Annotated in this window: 13 protein-coding genes and 1 pseudogene; 4 read left to right on the top strand and 10 right to left on the bottom strand. The window is 39.0% G+C overall.

Going from position 1 to position 23,777, the window contains the following annotated elements; translation table 11 throughout:
• Positions 1-23 precede the first annotated feature (23 nt).
• From porV to prwr041_RS07490, 4 genes are all read left to right on the top strand, one after another.
• The gene (gene porV, locus prwr041_RS07505; protein WP_207153212.1) at positions 24-1,190 is read left to right on the top strand and encodes a type IX secretion system outer membrane channel protein PorV; all 1,167 of its coding nucleotides are present in this window, start codon (positions 24-26) and stop codon (positions 1,188-1,190) included.
• Positions 1,190-1,663 carry a 2-C-methyl-D-erythritol 2,4-cyclodiphosphate synthase gene (ispF, locus tag prwr041_RS07500; protein WP_207153211.1) on the top strand — a complete coding sequence of 158 codons (474 nt, stop codon included), beginning with the start codon at positions 1,190-1,192 and terminating at the stop codon, positions 1,661-1,663. Before porV ends, ispF begins: the two co-directional genes overlap by 1 nt.
• 87 nt (positions 1,664-1,750) lie before the next feature.
• Positions 1,751-2,485: a Bax inhibitor-1/YccA family protein gene (locus prwr041_RS07495; protein WP_207153210.1), complete on the top strand. Its 735-nt coding sequence runs from the start codon at positions 1,751-1,753 to the stop codon at positions 2,483-2,485.
• Between the two features lie 245 nt (positions 2,486-2,730).
• A complete protein-coding gene (locus tag prwr041_RS07490) occupies positions 2,731-4,647 on the top strand; it encodes a glycoside hydrolase family 97 protein (RefSeq protein ID WP_237072175.1) in 1,917 nt (638 codons plus the stop codon).
• Between the two features lie 99 nt (positions 4,648-4,746).
• On the opposite strand, the gene prwr041_RS07485 is transcribed toward prwr041_RS07490, so the two are convergent.
• The 10 genes and pseudogenes from prwr041_RS07485 to prwr041_RS07440 all read right to left on the bottom strand — a co-directional run.
• A complete protein-coding gene (locus prwr041_RS07485) occupies positions 4,747-8,148 on the bottom strand; it encodes a GH92 family glycosyl hydrolase (protein WP_207153209.1) in 3,402 nt (1,133 codons plus the stop codon).
• Between the two features lie 31 nt (positions 8,149-8,179).
• Positions 8,180-10,747, bottom strand: a complete 2,568-nt coding sequence (locus prwr041_RS07480) for a GH92 family glycosyl hydrolase (protein ID WP_237072174.1) — start codon at positions 10,745-10,747, stop codon at positions 8,180-8,182.
• An 8-nt stretch (positions 10,748-10,755) separates the two neighbouring features.
• The gene (locus tag prwr041_RS07475) at positions 10,756-12,261 is read right to left on the bottom strand and encodes a glycoside hydrolase family 28 protein (RefSeq protein WP_207153208.1); all 1,506 of its coding nucleotides are present in this window, start codon (positions 12,259-12,261) and stop codon (positions 10,756-10,758) included.
• A complete protein-coding gene (locus prwr041_RS07470) occupies positions 12,236-12,973 on the bottom strand; it encodes a hypothetical protein (RefSeq protein ID WP_207153207.1) in 738 nt (245 codons plus the stop codon). The genes prwr041_RS07475 and prwr041_RS07470 overlap by 26 nt, the downstream gene beginning before the upstream one ends.
• 79 nt (positions 12,974-13,052) lie before the next feature.
• Positions 13,053-14,660: a RagB/SusD family nutrient uptake outer membrane protein gene (locus prwr041_RS07465; RefSeq protein ID WP_207153206.1), complete on the bottom strand. Its 1,608-nt coding sequence runs from the start codon at positions 14,658-14,660 to the stop codon at positions 13,053-13,055.
• A gap of 18 nt (positions 14,661-14,678) precedes the next feature.
• Positions 14,679-17,678 (bottom strand): SusC/RagA family TonB-linked outer membrane protein, encoded by a 3,000-nt coding sequence (locus prwr041_RS07460; protein ID WP_207153205.1) that lies wholly within the window; start codon positions 17,676-17,678, stop codon positions 14,679-14,681.
• Positions 17,679-17,786: 108 nt separating this feature from the next.
• Positions 17,787-19,124: a glycoside hydrolase family 28 protein gene (locus prwr041_RS07455; RefSeq protein WP_207153204.1), complete on the bottom strand. Its 1,338-nt coding sequence runs from the start codon at positions 19,122-19,124 to the stop codon at positions 17,787-17,789.
• A gap of 1,634 nt (positions 19,125-20,758) precedes the next feature.
• Positions 20,759-21,883 carry an efflux RND transporter periplasmic adaptor subunit gene (locus prwr041_RS07450; protein ID WP_207153203.1) on the bottom strand — a complete coding sequence of 375 codons (1,125 nt, stop codon included), beginning with the start codon at positions 21,881-21,883 and terminating at the stop codon, positions 20,759-20,761.
• 30 nt (positions 21,884-21,913) lie between these two features.
• Entirely contained in the window at positions 21,914-23,158 is a 1,245-nt protein-coding gene (locus prwr041_RS07445) for an ABC transporter permease (RefSeq protein ID WP_207153202.1), read from the bottom strand.
• An 86-nt stretch (positions 23,159-23,244) separates the two neighbouring features.
• A pseudogene (locus prwr041_RS07440) lies at positions 23,245-23,775 on the bottom strand (ABC transporter permease); the annotation flags it as partial.
• Between the last annotated feature and the right edge of the window lie 2 nt (positions 23,776-23,777).

Here is a 23,777-nt window from a genome sequence, read left to right as displayed (position 1 = left end):
ACGTTTAAACTAAAAGACTTTATATGAAGAAATACATTATAATATTGTCGCTGATTTTTACGGCAATGAATGCATCAGCACAGAAGACTGATATTTTCAATCCTGTGCGTACAGCCGTAACGTCTCAGACGATTGCGCCGGATGCTCGTGCTGCGGGTATGGGCGACATAGGTGCTGCTACTGATCCAGACGTTAACTCGCAATATTGGAATCCAGCGAAGTATCCATTCACAATAAGCCGTGCAGGAATAGCACTCAACTACACGCCTTGGCTGCGCCAGCTTGTCAATGATATGGATCTTGCTACAATTGCTGGTTACTATCGCATTGGCAACTACAGTGCGGTGTCTGCCTCAATGAGGTATTTCAACATGGGAGAAGTTATGATGAGCAGTTCAGAAACTGGTTCTGGAGACATGACTATCAATCCGTATGAAATGTCTTTCGACGTGGCTTACTCACTAATGCTTTCTGAAAAATTCTCTATTGCAGCAGGTGTGAGATGGATTTATTCTGACCTTACTTATGATTACAGTGAGGATACTTCACCAGGAAGTGCTTTTGCGGCAGATTTGGCAGCCTATTATCAGGACTACATCACCATCGGACAACGTGAATGCCAGTTAGGACTTGGACTGGACATCTCGAATATAGGAAGCAAAATTAACTTTGGCAGCGATCAAAACAGTGAATTCATACCAACAAATATGCGTCTTGGAGCATCGTTGATGATTCCACTAGACGAATTCAATAAATTCACGATTGCAGCAGACGCCAACAAACTGCTTGTACCAACTCATCCGGTACAGAGAGACGATGAGTCAAGCATAGATTATGAAGCTCGACTACAGAAAGATTATTACGATGTATCGAGCATAAGTGGAATATTCAAGAGCTTCAGCGATGCGCCAGGTGGTTTTAAAGAAGAGATGAAAGAAGTAAACTGGAGTTTAGGAGGCGAATACACTTACAACGACAAGTTCTCTCTGCGCGCTGGTTATCATCATGAAAGCGAAACAAAAGGTAACAGAAAGTATTTCACCGTGGGAGCCAGCTTCAAAATGAACGCTTTCACCCTAGATGCAGGTTACGTGATAGCTACAGCAAAGAGTAATCCTCTTGATCAAACATTAAGATTTACACTTGCATTCGATTTAGACGGAATAAAAGATTTATTTAAAAAGAAATAATGATAAGAGTAGGAATGGGATACGACGTTCACAAGCTTGTTGAAGGTCGAGATTTATGGTTGGGTGGAATAAAGATTAATCACTCATTGGGTTTGCTAGGGCACAGTGATGCCGACGTATTGATTCATGCTATTTGCGATGCCATTCTGGGTGCTGCAAACATGCGTGATATTGGCTATCATTTTCCTGACACCAGCGAAGCCACTCTGAATATGGACAGCAAGATTATATTGAAAAAAACTGTTGAACTCATTTCAAATAAGGGTTACCACATCGGTAATATTGACGCAACAGTGTGTGCAGAGCGACCAAAGATTAATCCACACGTTTCTGAAATGACAAAATGTATGGCAGAGGTTATGGGTATTGACGAAGAGCTGATTTCAATTAAAGCTACAACAACCGAGAAACTCGGATTCACTGGTCGTGAGGAAGGGATGTCAGCCTATGCAGTTTGTCTTATTGAAAAATAATGGAACTAAATAAACTATAAAAAGTGGCATTGTTTTTGTAATAGTTTACATAAAGTACTATTTTTGCATTAATTAAAAATAAAGATTATGGAAGTACAAGATTTTGAAAGGAAGATTAAAGAACAAGAATATGGAAGAGAATTTGCGTTTTCAGCTGCATTTCCAGCATTGATGCGCAAAGTATATCTTTGGATGACCTTCGCGCTTGCTATTAGCGGGATGGTGGCCTATGGTGTTGCAACATCTCCTAACCTATTAAGAGTTATCTACACTAACAAACTAGTGTTCTGGGGCATTATGATTGCCGAACTCGTATTGGTTTGGAAAATCAGCAACAGCGTGTGGAAGCCTAATCGCTCTCTTGCTTCAACGACATTAATGTTTACGCTATTTGCAGCTCTCAACGGTGCCACATTGTCATATATCTTTGTTGCGTTCGCTCCTGCCGCTATCATAAAGACATTCTTTGTCACAGCTGGCACATTCGGCGTTACGGCTTGTTTCGGATATTTCACTAAAAAGGATCTTACAAGTCTGGGTAGCCTTTTCTTTATGGGACTCATTGGACTAATCATTGCGTCTGTTGTCAATATGTTTATCATGAGCAGTACAATGGACTTGATAATAAGTTACGTTGGAGTTGTTCTATTTGTTGGTCTTACAGCTTGGGACAGCCAGCGTATCAAGCATCAGCTTGCAATGGCTCAGGATATGAGCGAGGGTTCACAGAAGATTGCTCTGTCAGGTGCTTTAAGCCTTTATCTAGACTTCATTAACCTGTTTATTTATCTGTTGAGAATATTCGGAGGCAGAAACAATTAAACAGTGTTTTTACAAATACGCATTAACAGAGGCTTCGAACAATAAGTTCGCAGCCTCTTTTTTTGTGCCCAATCTGATACTCTCAAATCTTATTTACGTTTTCTATATATATATCATTTTGAACTCACAAGTTCAATATAGAGTTGCAATTTTCTACAATTCTAATAAAAAGACACAAATATATCAATTTTTAATGCTAACTTTGTGACACCTTAAAATAGTAACATTAATAACAGTTCAAGAATATGCTTTTTTCAAAAAAGAAATTAGGATTATTATTCCTTTTTAGTGGATGCCTTTCAGTGGCATTTGCCGATGTGAAAATCACGTCGCCCAACGGACAGTTGGAAGTGAACGTAAGTATTGACAAAAAAGGTAGCCAGGAATATGGCACACCAGTTTTTACGCTCCGCAAACAAGTAAAAGAAAACTATCAAAACGTTTTAGTGAATGCCCAGATGGGACTAACCACTAGCCAACAAGACTTTAGCTCCTTGAAATGGGGAGAAGTTGGAAAGAGCAAAAAGAACAAGATTGATTATACACTTTTAGAAGGAAAACAAACGCATAGCACAAAGATAGAAACAGAGCAAACAATAAACTTTGTCAATGCCAATCAGCAGGTGCTTTCGGTAGTCTTCAAACTTGCCAACGATGGTTTGGCTTTCCGTTATCAAATCAAGACTTCACAAGACGAGAAAATTCTCAAAGACTTAACCATCTATCCTATCACTGAAGGCACTAAACGCTGGATTCAAAAATATATTCCAGATAGCTATGAAGCCTTTTATCCCCTTACGACAGCTGGATATGATACCAACCGACCAAACAATCGTCTGTGGGCTTATCCTGCATTGATGGAAATATCAAACGGACTATATCTATTCCTCACCGAATCAAATATCACCTACAATCATTGTGCATCTCGATTGAACAACCAAACGAAACCAGACGCTTATCAGGTGGAGTTTGCTGATCCATCACAATCTACAGAAGGTGACAAGTGGAAATCGTCGTGGCGTGTTGTACTTGCTGGCAACTTGGCTACACTAGTTCAGTCTACAAGAGTGACCGATGTTGCAGACCCAAATGTTCTAAAGAAGACTGATTGGATTCATCCAGGAAGTGTGTCTTGGATTTATTGGGCTTATAATCATGGTTCACGCGACTTTAAGAGAGTAAAAGAATACATTGATTTGGCTATCTATATGCATTGGCCTTATAGTTTGATTGATGCAGAATGGGACGAAATGGGCAATGGTGGTAATGTTGAAGATGCTGTTGCCTACGCAAACTCAAAGAAGATAGGAGTAATGGTATGGTACAATTCTAGTATGAATTGGGTGAGCAATGGAGCACCAGGTCCTTTTTATAGACTCAACGACCCCGACAAAAGAGAAAAAGAATTCTCGTGGTTGGAAAAGATAGGCGTCAAAGGCATCAAGGTAGACTTTTTTAAGGGTGACGACGCACAAGACATGAATCTATGCATCGACATTCTTAAATCGGCAGCTCGTCATCATTTGATGGTGGTTTTTCATGGAGCAACCCTGCCTCGTGGATGGCAACGCACCTATCCAAACCTTATGACAACTGAAGCGGTTTATGGTGCGGAGTGGTACAATAACAATGGAAAGATGACTCATGCCGCTGCTAGCCATAATGCTACACTGCCATTTACTCGAAATATAGTAGGCTCAATGGACTACACTCCAGGAACTTTTACTGATTCTCAGTATCCTCATATCACCACACATGCACATGAACTGGCTCTTCCTATTTTGTTTGAGTCGGCTTTACTACACAATCCAGACCGTCCTTCAGCTTATGAAGCAATGCCCGCACAGGTAAAAAAGTTGTTTACTACTTTACCTACCGTATGGGATGAAACTCGCCTCTTGAGCGGATACCCAGGAACTTCAGTAGTTATTGCACGAAGGAAAGACAATACTTGGTATGTGGGAGGTATTAATGGAACTGACCAAAAGCTGACGTTGACATTTAATCCAAAGCAACTTGCACCAAACGCCAAGACATTTACACTCTTCACTGATGGTCCTGATGGAAGAAGTTTTGCTATCGATGCAGCTAAAAACGCCCAGCAAACTATTAAAATCGATTGTTTGCCTAGAGGAGGTTTTGTAGCAGTCGTTCGTCGTTAAGTTTACTGAATAAAAAAAGAAGCCTTGAAAAGTCATTTTCTACTTTTCAAGGCTTCTTTGTATAGTGTTGTTCTGAATCTTATTTTCCCTTTAATTTCTTTATTTCATTAAGTCAGGTGGACAATCGTTGCTTGCACTACCCCAATTCTTATTAGGATTTGGTCCCATAACAAATTTCAACACTCCATTTCCTTTCACCATTTCGTGAGTAATGTAGTTATGAGTATAAGGTTTTCCGTTATAAGTTGCACTCTGTATATAGAAATTCTTTTCCGAAACGTTCTCTGCTTCTATTACGAATTCACCAATAGCTACTTTTTTGAATGTAGGCGTTCCAATTACGTAATATTGTGAAGCAGGACAAACAGGATAAAATCCAATTGCCGAGAACATATACCATGCGCTCATCTGTCCGGCATCATCATTACCGCTTAGTCCACCAGGGACATCTAAATATTCATTATCCATGATGTGGCGAAGTATTCGCTGAGTCTTCCATGGTTCTCCAGCATAGGCATACATATAAGGAATCTGATGACACGGTTCATTTCCATGCCAATAATATGATTTTGTGAAGGTAGAATCGTCTGAAGTATTAGATTTTCCGAAGAGGTAATCCAATTTAGACACATATTTATCTTTTCCACCCATAACCTTAATCAATCCATAAACATCATGTGGAACATAGAAAGAATAATGAATTGCTGCTCCCTCAGTGATGAATGGCACCCTACTCAATATATCCTTATTGTTAAGCCATTTACCATTCTTATAGCGTCCGTCAGCCCAACCGGTAACAGGATTAATTACATTTCTCCAATTAGCAGCACGCTTCATAAGCAGTTTGTAATCATCTGTCTTGCCCAAGACCTTTGCAGCCTGAGCCAAGGCATAATCATCATAAGCATATTCAAGAGTGCGGCTCACCTGCTCGTGCGTGTGGAAAGCCTCCATAACACTATCTTCCATAGGAATATATCCATACTTCAAATAGCTCTTCAAGGCACGGCGTCCCATTCCATTCTTGTATTCCTCAAAAGTCTTTGGACTCTCAAAGGCATTCTTGCGCATTGCTTCATAAGCAATCTTTTCATCAAATCCACTTACATTTTTCACGATTCCTTCAGCAAGAGCTGCACTACAATGATCACCAATCATGGCAGCAGTGTAACTATTCCATGCTGGGAATATAGGCAACCAACCGCCTTGCTGATACATATCAACAAGACTTTGCAGATAACCACCTGTTTTATTATCAATTATAATATTCAGCGGACACAATGCACGATAAGTATCCCACATTGAGAAATCCTGATAAACGCGACGATAGATTGGTCTGCCAGCAAATGTCCCTAGAGAATGTTGCATAATCTTCTTCCCACCAGAGAAAGACGGATAGCGACCATCCTTGTCACTGAATGCACGAGGAAGGAAACTAGCACGATACAAAGCGCCATAGAACTTGTTAACGGCAGCAGTATCGGGAGACTCTACAATTACTTTTGCCAACTTGCTTTGCCAAGATGAGACAACACGACAACGAGTGTCATAAAATTCCCAATGTGGAACTTCTTGGGCGATATTATTGAATACACCCTTCATGTCAACAAAGCTTGTTGAAGCCTTGGCTAGTATCTCATCGCCTTCATTTACATCGAAAGCAACGTAAGCTATCGAGTCCTTAACACCATATTCCACAATAGGATCCTCAAACTGTACGGCAAACCAGCCATTGAAACCAGCCTTTTCACCCCAACCTTGATAAATGCGATGCACTGGATTGTAACCATAAATGCAGTTTCTTGCAGTGTCTACAGCAACAAAGCCTTCTTTCTCGTCACTATTTGCATTTACGACAAAATAGGCTTTACCACTTTTATTATACTTAAAACGGAACATTGCTGTGTGGCTCATTCCTGTCATTTCTGCTTGAAGGTGTTCATCAGGCAGTACGACAGAATAATAATCAGGATGAGAAATTTCATCTGCATGGCTAAAACGTGAAGCACGCTCTTCCGGTTTAAGGCGAAGTACGTCCATCTCTGGCATAAGAGTGAAAGAACCATAGTCCTGAGTGCATCCACCTACCATCCAATGACTTGCACGGAATCCTTGAAACTTCTTATCTCGATAATAATAAGGAGCAAGACATTTCTGTTCTGTATCTTGTGTCTGCGGAGTCCAGAAGTTCATTCCATTAGGTTCAAATGCAGCAGGCAGAGTCTGTCCATGTTCCTCTTTACCCCTACCATAAGTGGAATTACTGGTAACAGAGAAGTCCGTTCCAACCATTGTGTTGATAGCCTCAATCTGTTTATGTAACAAAGCATTCTGCATTCTCTTATGCACATACTTCTTTAAAGCATCCCACTGAAAGTAAGGACTTTCCTGGCGCAGTCCAAATAGTTTCACTTCATGCTCATTAAGCATCAGCTTCACAATTACATTTTTACCATTGGTATAAAATATCATTTGCAAGTTTGCAGCCATAGGAACGACCTCGTCCATCTTATCAACACGTTCATCAGAAAGAGTTGAAATACCTAGAAGCGACATTAGATGATACAATGCTGTATCGTGTCCGAATCTGAGGTCAGCAGACGTATTACCATTTGCAACAGCATTATCAGCCTTAGTCTCAATATCATTCCAAAGGCTAAATGCAGAACGTGAAGGTGCACTGTAATTATCAGGAGACTGACCATTGCAAATCCACATACGCTCATTGTTCTGTTCGTATACGGCACGACATTCTTCATCGTTTATAACATCATCAAACCTTATCTTCAATTCAACATCCTGCATATCAGAAGCAATAGCATGAATCTCTCCCATCAATTTATCTGGATCTGATATCTTTGAAGGATCTTTAAACAATGCAGCAGCAAAACGCTGTCCATTGATATAAGCCTTAACTTTTGTTCGTGACGAGAGAACCTTCATTTCTGGTGAGTCGTAAGCAATCCAAGCCATATCAGCAGAATCGGCAGTTTGTTCAACAATTGCCTTTCCTATCATCAATTTATTCAATTCGTCACTGAACACCTGCATACTTTTAACGCATCGCCCAACAATACTAGCGTGGGCTGTTACTTTATTTCCGTTAAAGACTTCGGGAAAGTTTGCATACATTCTATCGGCAATACCGCAATGCTGCGAAGCACCAAGAGCAGTGAGTTTTCCACCATTACCCATGGCATTCTTCCAAACTTTTGCAAGTCGTTTTTTAAGGCTCTTTCCCAACTTAGTGAGATTAGAATCGTCAGCAAACTGACTATTCACCCATTCGTAGCGTGAGTCTGATGGCAGCCAACGTGAACCATGACGACCATAATGCGAAATATAGAATGCATGATAGCCTTCAGGAACTTTTGAGTACGTGATATTTTGCGGAACTGGGTATGCATAGTAAACACCGCCCATCTGCTCTCGTGACTTCTGAGCATAAGAAAGACTGACGAAGCATAAAAGCAGTAACAATAAAGATAGGGCCTTTTTCATAAAGAGGACATAATGTAGTTAGGTTGCAAAATTAATCATTTAATTCCAGATTCCAATCTATTCCCAATGGGTTATTGCGCATTTCAACCACCCATGGCAATTCTGCCGATGTAGATATTTTCATTACCGTGCCGTCTACATCAGCCTTAACTGTAATGATATTTGCGTCAGCATTAATCTTTCGCCATGTAATCCCATTATATACAAACATGCCGTCACGTTTTAATTCACTCAAGGCTTTGAATGAAATAAAAAGAAATGTTTCATTGCATTTATAAATATCACTACCTTTCTGTGGACTATACCAACAGAATCCTTCTGCATTCTCGATTACTGTCTTTGGAATGCAATAGAGCGAGTTATTACATAAAAGTTGCAATGTATCGTTATTTGATAAATCACACTTGACAATCCAGTTTCGATACTGCCTATTAAGAACGAATTTACAAAGATGTGTTGTTGCACTTGGTGATAGGTTAAAAGCACGTGTTCTTTCTGCTTCTTTCGTTTTCGGTGACTTTGCCAACGCATTATGATCAGGCAAGTGCAATGTTCCTCCTTTAAGAATATCCTCATGCCTGATGAATTTCATTTTCCATCTATTGCCTTTTGCGTCAACGTTCAATGTTCTGCCATTTGGCAAATCTATTGAATACGACTTTATAAGCGGTGAACCTACAAGATAAAGATTCTGACCTGCAACAGGATAAAGTCCCAACATATTCCAGACTAACCATGAAGACATTGCCCCACTATCGTCATTACCAGGAAGACCATCAGGACGATCACTGTAATTATCATGTATAATCTGTCTGATACGCTCGCAACTAAGTTCTGGTCTATCTGCCCAATGATACAGATAAGGGGTCATAAAACTTGGTTCATTAGCCACATTATAATGATTGTTTTCAAAAAATGTATCGAGTCGCTTTACAAACCTGTCTTTACCTCCACAAGCTTCAATAAGCCCTTTTACATAATGAGGAATGCTTAAACTATATTCTGCAGAAAGCGCCTCATAAAAGAATGTTCCCCACCAAGGAATATACCACGGTGCGACCTTCGTATCAGGAGTATATGGAATGAGCGGATGATAGACTTTGGATTTACCCCATACGACAGAATCCAGCCAATTACCATCGGCATCACGAGGCATAATAAATCCACGCATTCCATGCCACTGATAATCACTACGCCATAGATTACGCCAGTTGCCTGAGCGCTTGATATATTTATCATAGAGAGCTTTGTATCCTAACCCTTTTGCTACTTGCGCAATACACCAGTCATCATAACTGTATTCAACGGTTCTGTTTCCAGCACGGTCTATTCCATAAGGGATATACCCCAATGAATTATATTCTGCAATTCCTCCACGTCCTTCCTTCTCAGCATCAATGGGAGCCACTTCGGCATCTTTTATCATTGCCTTGAATGCATGTTCATAGTCTATACCAGAGAGTCCCTTAGCAAATGCGTCGGCAATTACAATATCTGCATTGCTTCCACCCTGTGTTCTTCCGTTACAGTTTCCACTTCGTGCATCTGGCATGTAGCCTTCGTTGTCATATATGTTTATAAGCGAGTTCACGATATCACGCTGCCTTTGTGGAGACAGGAGTGTGATAAGCGGAGACGAAGTGCGATAGGTATCCCATATTGCATAGTAATCATCATAATACGGAACAGCCGTCCAATTAGGATTTTCACCGCTTCGGTCTACAGGCATCAGCATTGTATGATAAAGTGCAGTATAGAACATTCGTGACTGCAATTCAGATGCATTTATTTTAATTTTTGAGAGCAAACCATTCCACGTACTGCGAAGATGCGCCAATTGATCATCAAATCCACAACTAACGATATTCTGCCTTGCCTTGTCTGTTGAAACGAAAGATATTCCAATTTTTATATTCACACGTGGTTTATCAAACATCACCCACGCATATTTGTTATCTTGGGTCATGCTCTTCTTAAACGGCACATCGCTTCTAAGACAGAAATACACTGTATAGGGTCCACCATTATTCCAACCTCCTCTAACTGTGGAGTATCCTGTTATTTCATATTCGCCATTTATATTTACCTCACTGCCAACAAACTGCTGCGCCTCACGTTTATCGGGAATGGTGTCTATACCTAGGAAGGTATGCGCATCAACAAACAGACCGTCAAGTCCACTGAAACGATAGATTGCACAACGTTCGCTAGTAGTAATTTCGGTGTGAGGACCTTCGATATAATCACACGAATAATATCCCAATGACATTGTCTCTGCACTGCGATGCTGAGGATATTCTGTTTTCTGAATTGATCCCTTGAATGGTTGGATAAGAATATTGCCATATTTCTGTCCACCACCTGTTCCGCTAACATGAGTCTGACTGAATCCCTTTACGGCTTCAGGCATTTTCTCCCAACCAGCATTTGGCATTGATACACAATCAGGACCAGGCTTAACCATCCCATACGGCATTGACGGACCTATAAAGACACGTCCTTGTCCTTCACTGCCTATTTTAGGATCTACAAACTTAGTGTATTGCGCATGAATAGACAACGCAAAAAACAATGATATAATAAACTGAATACGGCGCATAAAATAATTTATTTGTCAACGAAATATATTTGGCGGCTTTTGTCTCCTGGAAATGTAACGTCTTTCAATGTAACGTTGGCAGCATCTTCAAATACAAATGCTGGACGGAAATCATTATCAGCAAGTGACAATTTCACATTACTGAAAGTAATCCCTGAAACATGCCTCACATAAAAGCCCCATGAAGGAAGTTCTCCAAACATTGAGAATTCTGGATACGACATTATCTGCTCGTCTATCTTATCAGCACGCCACAACGGAACATAAGCCATTCCCTTTGTGGCCCTACCTGGATAAACTATATTGATATTCTCAAGCATAACGTTTTGTATCTTGTTGCCTGGTATTCCGCAAATGCTACTTGGAAAAGGGTTATGGAAAAAATCAACTTCCGGACCACGAAGGTCATAATTTTTATCGGGTCTTTCAAAAGGTACAGTGCAAGTAATATCACGAAGAATAATGTTTTTCATACTACCGTTTTTACTTCCTGCACGCTGACCAAGTCTGAGAAAGATCGCATTACCTGTATTAACAGCATTAATCCGCTCAACACATACACTGTCAATACTGCCTCCGTCAACACTTTCAATAGCTATTGCCGAACGGAAAGTATCAAAGACCTTTATATCGGCCACATGAATATTACTAAAACCTCCCCAAGAAGCTGTGCCAAACTTCACACCACTAGCACTGCTACGCAAATTACAACGCTGAACATCAACATCTACACAAGAAGAATTTGCATGATAAGATTTCAGACAGATTGCATCGTCTGCTGAATTAATATCACAATCAGCGATCTTAACATGCTGGCAATCATCAATATCAATACCGTCATTATTCCAGTATGCACAATTAGTAATATTGAGATTCTTAAGATTCAAATTAACACAAAGATCAAACGACAATCCCCAGCACGCACTATTTTTCAAACACAAATCAGAAACTGTGACATTATTTGATTTATAGAAATAGAATAGCTTTGGGCGTACCTGTTCGCTAGGGCGCATTCGCCTGACATTATAATTATTATCTTTCAGCATTCCCTTATGATAAAGGCTGTCTATATTCAGTGCAAGCATCAATCCCTGACCATCAATAGTACCATTACCAGTAACGCTTATATTTTCAGCGTTATAAGCCAACACAAGCGCAATGTTTGAATTATCATTGCGCTTGTCTGCTATAGGTTGGGCTTTAATTGAATAATAGTCTTTTGGATTTGTACTGCCTAGAATCACAGCACCACTCATGAGATGCAGTTCCACTCCGCTTTTAAGCATTATACTCCCAGTAAGATATTTACCAGGAGTAACATCTAGTCTGCCACCACCATTATTACAGACTCTATCAATTGCACGCTGCAATTGCAGCGTGCATAATGTATTGCCGTCATTGGCTATCTTTAATTTTGTCGTATTAAGAACTATTGCATACGATACATTATCACCCATGAATAGGCAAATAAAAAATAGCAATATTCCCTTAGTTGAAATAGAATGTAAATTCATACTTCTCACCATTTACTGATATTGAATAAATAATATTATCAGTTTTTACACCTTTAAAAGCGATAAAGCCAGAATGTTCAGTATTATTGAATATCGTATTTTCTTTCCAATAACCGTCTACGATTTTCTTAATCTGGGCTTCATCTTCCTTAGCGTTTTCTTTATAACGCTGTTCATTATTCTGATCCAACAGTATTCTATCAGTAGTTGACTGAGGAGTATAGGTCATTGCATCAATAGCACCATCAGCCAGTCCACCAAGTACATTTCCCCAAGCTTGCTGGTTACGTACTTTACTTATGTATTTTGAATATGAATAGATTGGCAAAGAATCTCTTTCTACATTTTCTTTTTTTCCTCCATCCTTAATGTATTTCGCAGTAGTAAGATAACGTGTGTCCTTACTCTTCACGCCTTTCATTGCAAGAGCATGAACACTTATACCCTCTGGTTTAAAATCAAAAGCCTTACCCGTTTTGTTGCGCAAAACAATCACAGGTTTAGTATAATCATTTCCTGGAGAAACGATAATCAACAAACCTTTATCTGCACAATATTGTACAGGGCGTCCATCCTTAATGAAACTTCCATATTGCTTTACCAGCATAATGTTTGTTGTATCTGCGTTTTCATTTATTTCATTAGCAGATATAGGTTGTGCTAGTGACAGCAAACCGCAAACAGCACATAAATAAATAATAGTTTTTTTCATAAATATAGCATTAATAGTATTTTCTAAATAAATAATAGGGGCAGATTTTTTCTACCCCTATCAATCTTTTATGTAAGGTTTAATAACCTGCGTTCTGTTTCCATCGTGGATTCACATCAAAATCTTTCTTTTGAATTGGGAATATACGGTGAGTCTTATCAAAGTTTGCACCTGGGAATCCCTTATAATGAGGGAAATACTCATCTTCAAAATGACCGAAACGAATCATATCATTACGGCGCCAATTCTCATCAAAGAACTCACGTCCACGCTCTTCATATATTTCCTGGAGGGTTGGATTATGATCTATTGTTGGAGCCTTTACATAAGAACGAATCTGATTGAACAAACTCTGCGCTGTCTCACCATTTGTTGGTGTTCCACCACGTGTGATAGCTTCAGCCTTTTCCAACAAGATGTCTGCATAACGGAATATTGGCAAGTCATTAGACTGGTTACGTCCATTCTTAAAATCATCATTAGTTACAAAGAACTTTATTGGACGATAGCCTTGACGCCATCCTGTTAAATTATCACCTACATCAAGAGTTTCATCTTGCTTTATCAAAGTAATACTCTTTGTCAGAACCAATGGATTACCTGATTTATCAAGAGCCACTTTACTTGTAGGCAAAAGTGTTGTTGGATTGTATACATGAACCGTGTCACCGATGATACAATTATTGCGTTCATCACCAGGTAGATTAAACAAACTTGCGAATTCTGGAGTCATAGTCATGTAACCACCACCAGAATTAGACAGGTTCATGCCATAATAGCTAGGATTCATGCTCTTTACATCCTTATATGAATGTGAACGACCATATTGCATACCTGTTGCTGTATATGTGTCATAAGGCATTGCATAAATAAAATCCTCAACCTTCAAATCTGAGTTATTTGGCGCAAATTTAAAGCGATAAGCCATTGAACCAAGATTAAACTTACCTGATTTAATGATATCATCACAAATTTTGATACAGTCATCCAATTTCTCATTCTTTGCGGTTGCAGCATCATATTGATCTACTGACGCAGCAGTATAAACAGGCCAGTTGATATACAACTTTGCAAGCAGAGCCTCAGCCATATATTTAGAAGGCTTTCCATAATTATCTCCATTCACTTCTGTAGGAAGGTCTGGAATTATTGCTAGAAGCTCTTTTTCTATATATCTTGCAACATCGGCACGAGGCTGACGGTCACGAATATCAATACCTGTTACGGTCTTATCAATGATAGGAGCATCACCCCAACAATCCATCATTATAAATTCAAAGAAAGCACGCATAGCACGGGCTGGGGCAACATATTTGACATCAGCACCACTATTGATAACTTCATTTGCAGTTACAGTCCCTTCTCCAAGAACACTCATCCAGTCTAGTGTTGCATCCTCATAAGTGTAATCATGAAGACTAGGATGAGCATAGGCAAAACCATCTACCCAACCACCATTATATGCGACCGCAGTTTCTTCATCACTTGAAAGAGCCTGTGCTTCCATATATCGACGGCCAAAGCAATCCCTCATTTTGAAATATATATTGGCCAGTTTGCCCTGGACAGCGATTTCACTACTTGGATATGTTGTATATTGAGACGCTACAGGAACATCCAAGTCAGTACAACCAACAGCAAGAGTCAGGATGCCAGTTGCAAATAATAATTTTATATTTGTATTCATATTATTTTCTCTTTATAATTAGAAATTGACTTTCATACCAATCAAGAATGTACGTGTGTGAGGATAATTGTTCCAACGATAATCTACACCTGGATCAATTCCACCCAAATTAACTTCTGGGTCAAGACCCTTATAACTTGTAATGGTAAACACGTTATTGCAAGTTACATAAACCTGCGCTGACTGAATCCAATCATTAAACTTATGGAATGTGTAACCAAGTGAAAGACTTTGCAAGCGAAGATAACTTCCATTCTCAAGATAGCGATCAGATGGTATATTTGAAAGGTTATCTGTAACAGGACGAGAAGTAACATATTCCTTCAATACATTCTTACCACCAGAGAAGAAATCTGGAGCTGTGTAATGAGCACGTGAACCATTGTATATTTTATTGCCAAATACACCGGTAAAGAACATATCAGCATTCCAATTCTTATAGTTGAAAGTATTGTTTAAACCGAGATTCAACTTAGGCTGTGCACAACCTGTAATAGTACGGTCCTTGTATGCTGGAGAATTTGTTACTTCACCAGTACGCTTGCCTGTCGCTTCATCATGAACATAGTATGTTGACTTGCCATTAGCATCATAACCAGCAAACTCATAAGTATAGAATGTACCAAGAGGTTCCCCTTCCATAATACGCTGAGTATAACCATTTGCTGAAACGCCAGCTACACGAGGATCACCCTGTGCAAATGTAGATGTCTGATAATAATCATTTGACAACTTATTTACCTTGTTCACATTATGTGACAAGTTAAGAGTTGTATTCCAAGTGAAATTCTTAGTCTTTATTGCTGTTGCGTTCAAAGAGAATTCAACACCTTTATTTGTTATTTCGCCGACATTAGCCTGAATTGTTCCAAAAGGATAAATGAAAGAAGATACTGGATAATTCCAAATCAAATCTTTTGTTTTCTTATTATAGAATTCAATAGATCCATTGATACGACCACCAGCTAAAGCATAGTCTAAACCAATATTCAACATACCAGTTGTCTCCCATTTCAAATCTGGATTAGCCAACTTTGTTGCACCTAGTGTCACATAGCTATTTCCATTATATGTAAAATAAGAACCTGATGAACCATAAGTACTTACTGCAGAATAAGCGCCAAATCCAAGTGCATTACCACTTACACCATAGCCGACACGAAGTTTTAAGTTAGAGAATACCTTTTGGTTTTTCATGAATGACTCCTCTGTAATATTCCAAGCTGCACTTACAGAAGGGAATGTTCCCCATTGATGACCACTACCAAATACAGAAGAACCATCACGACGGACAGTAGCCTGTAGCATATACTTGCTATTATAAGAATAACTTAAACGACCATAGAAAGAAATATTACGAATCGTTTCTTTTGTTCCACTTTGAACAGCAGGCATTCCATCAATAGTACCTGCGTAAGTCAGATTGTTCCATTTCAAATTATCATCAAAGAAGTTGTGAACAGTTAGACCGAAACCGTCATTATTATTTTTCTCTTCCCAAGAATAACCAGCCATCAATGATAGCTTATGAACCTTATTGAATGTCTTATCATAGTTTCCAAAAGTTTCAAAAGTCTGTGAATTATTAAAATATGTATTACGAGTTGCACGACCATTGTAATCTTTCAATCCTGGAAGCTGAGAATTATGAGAATCATACGAACTATATGTACTCTGCATATTATCATAAGAATAGTTCATATTCCAAACAAAGCCATCCATAATCTTAAGACTTGCCTTGCCAATAAACTGCATACGTTTATACATTGTCTCAGAAGTATCCTCATTAATCAAAGAAAGTGGATTATAATTTTGCGAACCAGAACCTTCAGACCATGTTCCATCTGTATTTGTAACAGGCAATGTTGGATTATAATAGTTCATCGCATCAAGGACAGACTCACCATCCCATCCATTGGCTACACCCTTATGCTTTGCGTATAGGCTATTTACACCTGCAGACAGTTCCAAACGGTCTTTGAGAACTTTTGTTGTAATCAAAGAACGCAAATTCAAACGATTCATACTTGATCCCTCAACAACACCCTCACGATTAGCAAAGTTTACACTAGCCATATAAGTGGTCTTATTTGAACCTCCGTTAATAGACAAATTATGATTATGGCTAACACCTGTGCGAAGGACTTGCTTTTGCCAGTCTGTACTTGATTTACCATCATAGGCATAATCCAACTTGTTGGCCGTTACATAATTACGAATATCATCAGCAGTAGCCATATCCAAGGTCTTTAATGCATTGTCAAAAGCTACATAGCCAGAATATGTTACGTTTGTTCTATCTTTACCATTCTTACCACTTTTGGTCGTAATGATAATAACACCGTTAGCAGCTTTTGAACCATAAATGGCTGTAGCAGTAGCATCACGAAGTACATCAATACTCTCAATATCATCAGGAGCAACCATAGAGATGTCTACACCAGGAATACCATCAATTACATAATAAGGCTGCATAGCATCTCCTGTACGCAATGATGATGCACCACGAAGAGTTATACTAGGAGAACCATTAGGGTCAGCACTTGATGTTACAACCAAACCGGCTACTTTTCCCTGCAACATACTTGCTGCATCAGAGAAAACACCGACATTCAAATCTTCTGACTTAACTGTAGTGATAGAACTTGTTACGTCCTTACGGCGCATTGTACCGTAACCAACTACAACGACCTCATTAAGAGTCTTATTGTCTTCTTTTAATATAATCTGACTATTATTGCCAGCTTTTATTTCCTGTGGATTAAATCCAACATAAGAAACCCTGAGCTTTGCTCCAGGCTTTACATTCAACACATAGTTACCGTCAATGTCGGTAACAGTTCCGTTTGTTGTTCCGACTTCAACAACACTTACACCGATAAGCGGTTCACCACTGGCATCCTTTACGGTACCTGTAATTTTACTTTGTGCAAATGCTATTGTACTTAAAAATAGAAGTAAAGCTGAGACGATGACTCGCTTACAGTTTCTCCGAATTTGGTTTTGTACTCTACGCATAATTGTCTGTTAAAAAGTTATTGTATCATTTTAGGTGCAAAAGTATCACTGTAATATTACAGCAATCATAATTTTATATTTCGATTAGATTAAGATACGTCAAAAAAATTAGAATCCATAGGCTTTCACGCCTGTTGTATCCAATGTTGTAACGTTCTCCGTCACTACAGCATCCAGATTATTATATATATAGCCATCTCCACGACATGGTCGTTTATCATAAATGCCCGTGTCATATTTGGTTTGCCTTGTTTTTTTCAGTACTACATTATTAAAATGAATGTTGTTCACCTTGTCTTTTGTGTCTCCACCAATAAAACATCCATTTTCTGATGTTGCTACAATATTATTAAAGTAAATATTGCTCACTTCTCCAGAGCGACCTTCTGTCTGTCCCTTTGGAAATCGCCAGTTAGCGTCCTTGTTGTTACCGTTGGCACGTGGATAACTGGTAACATAGATAGGTTCAGCCTTACCCCACCACACGTCACTCCACAATTTGCAGTCTAGGATGATATTAGAGAACATCACATTCGTAACGGTCCCTTCGTCACGATTCTGTATGCCAAGTCCGCGATTGCTGCCTTTAATTATACAGTTATCAACAGTAACATTGTAAATGGAATCCACATTTTCAGACCCAATCTTCACAGTGCAGCTGCGACTTGCCATTACACAGTTGGTAACCACGATATCATGACAGGAACCATATTGCTGAAACTCACGTCTATTTTTCAGGCAAATAGCATCATCACCGCTTGTAATGTGGCAATTGGCAATACGAATGTTCTTACTATGGTCAATATCTATTCCGTCGCCATTACGGATTTTCAAGTTGTTTAGTAGGTTTATTCCGTCAATCACAGCACCGTCACATCCTATAAGATGCACTGTCCAATATGCGCCTTCACGTATTGTAACATCCTTTATAGTGAGATTGCGAACATCTGTAAGGCTAAGAACATGGGGACGAGGATCAAAAGTTGTCACAGGCTTTAATTCATAACTATCATTAAGCTCCTTGCCCATGAAACTTATTCCGTTTCCATGAATACATCCCTTCCCTGTGATAGAAATATTATCGGCATTGTTTGCCCATATCCACAACATGCCCTCACCTTGATTCTTTCCAAATGCGCTTATACGATAGACCGTCTCGTCAGGATTGGCCTTCAGCGTAGCTGTTGCCTCAAGATGAAGTTCTACATTTGACTTTAACTGGAATGGACCTGAAATAAAAACATGATTGGATGGGAACAAAACTATTCCACCACCACTTTGCTCACATTTATCGATTGCTCTTTGTATCGCAGAAGCATCATCGGCAACACCATTACCTTTTGCACCATAAGACATTACGTTATAAACACTCTCTGCCTTGACGAAAAGTGCCAAGACAAGGAATATTGTTGTTAGTAAAAATGTTTTCCTCGTAATGCGAATCATGGACAAATGTTGATAGTTTGGTGACAAAGATAACAATTTTTTTAAAAATGCAACAAACTTTTTGCGTTTTTCTTCATTTACAACAAAATATTGGTTATTGAGAGAAATTAGGTGATAATTTAATAACGTTAGTAAAACAAACATGAACAGTAAAAATATAACTAAAGTATAAAAAAACTACAGATGGATTTAAAGATGAATAGTACTTAAAATCAAGGCTTGTCAACTTACATAAAAGAAATATCATTGCATTTATTTGGTGAGCCATCATCGTATGGCTATGCCTATCCCATAATTTGGTTCTTCGTCAATTTTGGGAATGGAGTATAGATACTTTATTGTCGTTAAATACAACTCAAAATATTGACATTCAACATATTCGTTAACACTAATGCTCACTTAAAAAGATTAGCTTTTAGTGTAACATATTATAAATTAACTATTTAGAGTTTAGATTTATCTGTGACAATTTAAATCTTATACATTTAGGCTGTCTTCTCTGTGTTTTTTGTGTTTTTTAGCTACGAAGCTACGGTAACTCTCGCAATGCCTATAAACACTGGGAAAAACGATACGTAGCTAGGTCAAATTAGCTACGATGAGCTACGTCTTAGCTACGTTACTATTTCTGTGCATATATTAATGTACGTACACACACGCGCACTTAGGGTTTTGAAAAATATAAGTGTCGAAGTGTCAACATAATGATTATCAATATTTTATCGACGAATTTGACTAAATAAAGTGACGGTGATTTGACGGTCAAATATCGGATTTTACATGCGTTTCTATATAGAAACACAACTAATTCCATATAGAAATGCAAACGTTCCTACGATATTTCGCCTCCTATTACTTCGTAAAACGCAATGCATTTCTTCGTAGAACGGATTGCAAAACATAGCAAAACGCATCGTAATTCTTCGTAAAACGCAATGCGAAATGAAGAAAATCTTCCTCATATTTTACCGACAAATAACCGACGCTTAATACCACTTGAAAAGTATTCTAACAAATTGAGGCTCAATGGATAGACACTTCGGCACTTGTTTTTACGAAAAACCCAGAGTGTGCGCATCCGCACGCACATGTATTATGATGTATAGCACCCAGTAGTTTAAACTTTGGCTAACAGGCTAACCTAAATCTGATTGCATGGACAAAATTTTGCTGTATCTTTGCCGAGAATTCAGCGGAATTCTGCAGAACATTTAAACAAGCTTGATAATTCTGCTTTCGTTTACAGCATCAATTTAAACATCCTCTATTCTTCTGATGCAGCTAACGTTTCTTTGACAAATTCACTCATAGAATACATTTCATCGTTAAAACAACACTAGTAGACGTAGCTAGAACGTAGCTTATCGTAGCTAGATTCTACAAGCTGCGTATCGTTTCCCCTTTGTTTATGGGCTTTGCGAGAGTTACCGTAGCTTCGTAGCTAAAAAACACAAAAAACACAGAGAAGACACACTAACTGACGAAGAACCCTTGATTTTTAGCCACGAAGCTACATCTTTGGCTGTATCACATAAATATTATTAGACGACCTTACCATGTGACCAAAAACAAAAATTCTTGTAAACTCTTTAAGAATTTACAAGAATTTAGTTATTAATACGCCTTATAGTCTACTATTTGTCTTCTGAATCCTCAGGAGTATCAGCGACTTTCTTTGGACCACGTATTTTATCCTTCAAAGTGATGCCACTCTTTATTTCAATATTTATACCATCACTTAGACCAGTAACAACACGGCGGCGCTCATAAGTCTTGTTTTTGCCAACCATCTTAATGACATAAACATAGGTAGCATTTCCCTGAAACTCAATAGCACTCTCAGGAACAGACAACACATGGTTTGCCTGAGCAAGTACAATCTCTGCATTGGCACTATAACCTGAGCGAATTTTATTACCATCGACACCTCTTACAGCTGCCTTTAATTCAAACTGGTTAGCACCATTACTTTCAACAGCCTTAGGAGAAATATATTCAAGATTGGCTTCAAGCTTTTCATCCTGCAAAGCACCAATAGTAATCTTCATTGGCATTCCCGTGACAAGACTTCCTACTTCAGTTTCGTCAATATTTCCACGGAATATAAGATCGTTCATGTTGGCAACAGTTGCAATAGTTGTTCCGTCATTAAAAGTATTACTCAAAATAACTGTATTTCCTACTTTCACAGGAACATTAAGCACTAGACCACTGATCGTTGAGCGTATGAGCGTTGAACTTGTATTGGCGTTACTACGAGAAACACCGTCACGCACAACTTCCAAATTATCAGATGAAGCTCTTACTTCCTCTTGTGACTGACGATAAGATTGGCGAATCTTATCATATTCGTCTGCGCTTACGAGTCCCTTATCAAAGAGTGCTTTCTCACGCAGATAATCAATCTTCGTTTGCTTTATATTTACACCAGCAAGACGGACGCGAGCTTGCGCACTACTGAGTTGCCCCATATCCGGAATTACTTTTATCTTAGCAATTATCTCACCAGCCTGTACCGTCTGACCAGCTTCCTTCATCAACTGGGTAATGATACCACTAATCTGTGGTTTTACATTCACCTCGTTTCTTGGTTCAATCTTTCCAGTAACGACAGTTGTCTTTCGGATATCTCTCACGGTAGGGGTAAACTCATCATATTCCACAGCCTGTGGACGTGACTTAGCCCAAAGGAAAACAAATGTTCCTATAAAAAGCAAAGCAATAATGCCTGCGACAATAAACTTAAAATACTTTTTCATATATTCTTATGCTTGATTTCTTATTATAAATTATTCGTCACGCATGGCGTCAACCGGTTTGATTGACATTGCCCTGAAAGCAGGAGCCAATCCAGCAAGTACGCCAAGGATACTGAGAATCACGACCGCACCAATAGCAGTCCAGAAGCCTATTTGGAAATGTGAAGTCACAATGCCATCTGTTGTATTGGCCATTTCTGCTAATTGCAAAATCACTACTGCGAAAAAGATGCCACTCATACCAGCTACTGAAGTCAGAATAATACTCTCACTGATAATCTGTCCAAGTATGCTCTTTGGTGTCGCACCTATTGCACGTCGAATACCAATTTCTATAGTACGTTCGCGCACAGTAACCATCATAATATTGGAAACACCAATAGCACCCGCAAGTAGAGTACCTATGCCGACAAGCCATATAAGGAAGTTGACACCCGAAAACAGATTATCGAGCATTCCAAACATGACCTCTGTATTAAATACAGTTATCGCCTTCTCATCAGACGGAGAAACAGAATGCGAACGAGCTATCACATCTCTCATCTTCTGAGTAATTGTACTCATCTTTACACCACGTTTAGCTGTTACACAAATGAGGTGAACCTGATTACCATAATTATAAGCCTTCTGCATCAGAGTTAGCGGAATAACAACGCTCTCCTCTGCCCTACCATTGATGCTCATGTTTCCGGAGCTGTAGTCAATTCCAACAACACTATAGTAAATAGAGTCTATTCTCACCAGTTGTCCACAAGGATTACCTCCTCCAGGAAAGAGATTCTTATAGATTTTCTTTCCAAGTACGCACACCTTACGGTGCTGTTGCATATCCATTGAATTAAGGTATCTGCCATAATAAATTTTTGGAGATTCAACCTTTGCGTAATCTGGAAGTAAGCCCTTTACAGAGCAAGACGTTTTTTTATCTTTAAAGGTTACTTTACTGCCCCATCCACTAAGCATAGGTGTTACAATGTCTAGTTCAGGCACCTGAGCCTTCAACCTTTTAACATCGTTATAATCCATATTCCATTTACGCCCTTTACGATAACCGTCATAGGGTTTTGTGGTAGGTTGGGCAAAGACGATTGCAGAATTTGTGGCAAAACCCTCGAAATTATTAGATAGTATTTCTTTCAGTCCACTACCGCCTCCAATAAGTCCCACAAGCATAAACACGCCCCAGAACACTCCGAATCCGGTAAGAAACGAACGGCTCTTGTTTCGCGTCAGCGTATCAAGGATTTCCTTGTATGTATCAAAGTCTAATCTCATATTACTCTGCCCTTAATGCCTCAATAGGTCGTATTTTAGCCGCCTTACGTGCTGGAATAAGTCCAGCTACCGTACCAGCTATAATCATATCTTCCTATAAGGTCTTCAATATGTCCTGGCATTAGTTCTTTGGCTTGATCCTCACTCAAAACAAGAACTTTTCTGGAATTGGAATTATCAATATCATTTACATATCTGCCGTGAAGCATTTCTATCTTATTAATTTGCTGTTCATTTGGATAGACTCCACTCAAAGTTGTACTGATATAATTATCGCCAACAGAAATGTTCACACCATTCTGCTGAATACTTGCGCCCATCTTGTCAACATTTGCACGAAAGCTTTCATCAGTGGTTTTCATATCCCTATTGTTAAGAGCAATGCTACGGCCTTCCTTCAATCCCTTGTAAGCCTTGGAAGTTCTTCCACCATAAACAACCATAGAGTTTGAAAGGAATTTACCAGAGTTTTGTTCAGTGGCATTGATAAGTCCATTACCAGCACCAAGAAGGAATATAAGCATAAAGATTCCCCACGCAACAGCAAAGCCGGTAAGTGCGGTACGCAGTTTGTTGCGCTTGGCAGTAGACCATATTTCAGTTATAATATCACGCATAG

The organism is Prevotella herbatica (assembly GCF_017347605.1).
GTDB classification, from domain to species: domain Bacteria; phylum Bacteroidota; class Bacteroidia; order Bacteroidales; family Bacteroidaceae; genus Prevotella; species Prevotella herbatica.
The sequence above is the reverse complement of the archived record's forward strand: the minus strand, read 5'-3'. Positions and strand labels throughout refer to the sequence as shown.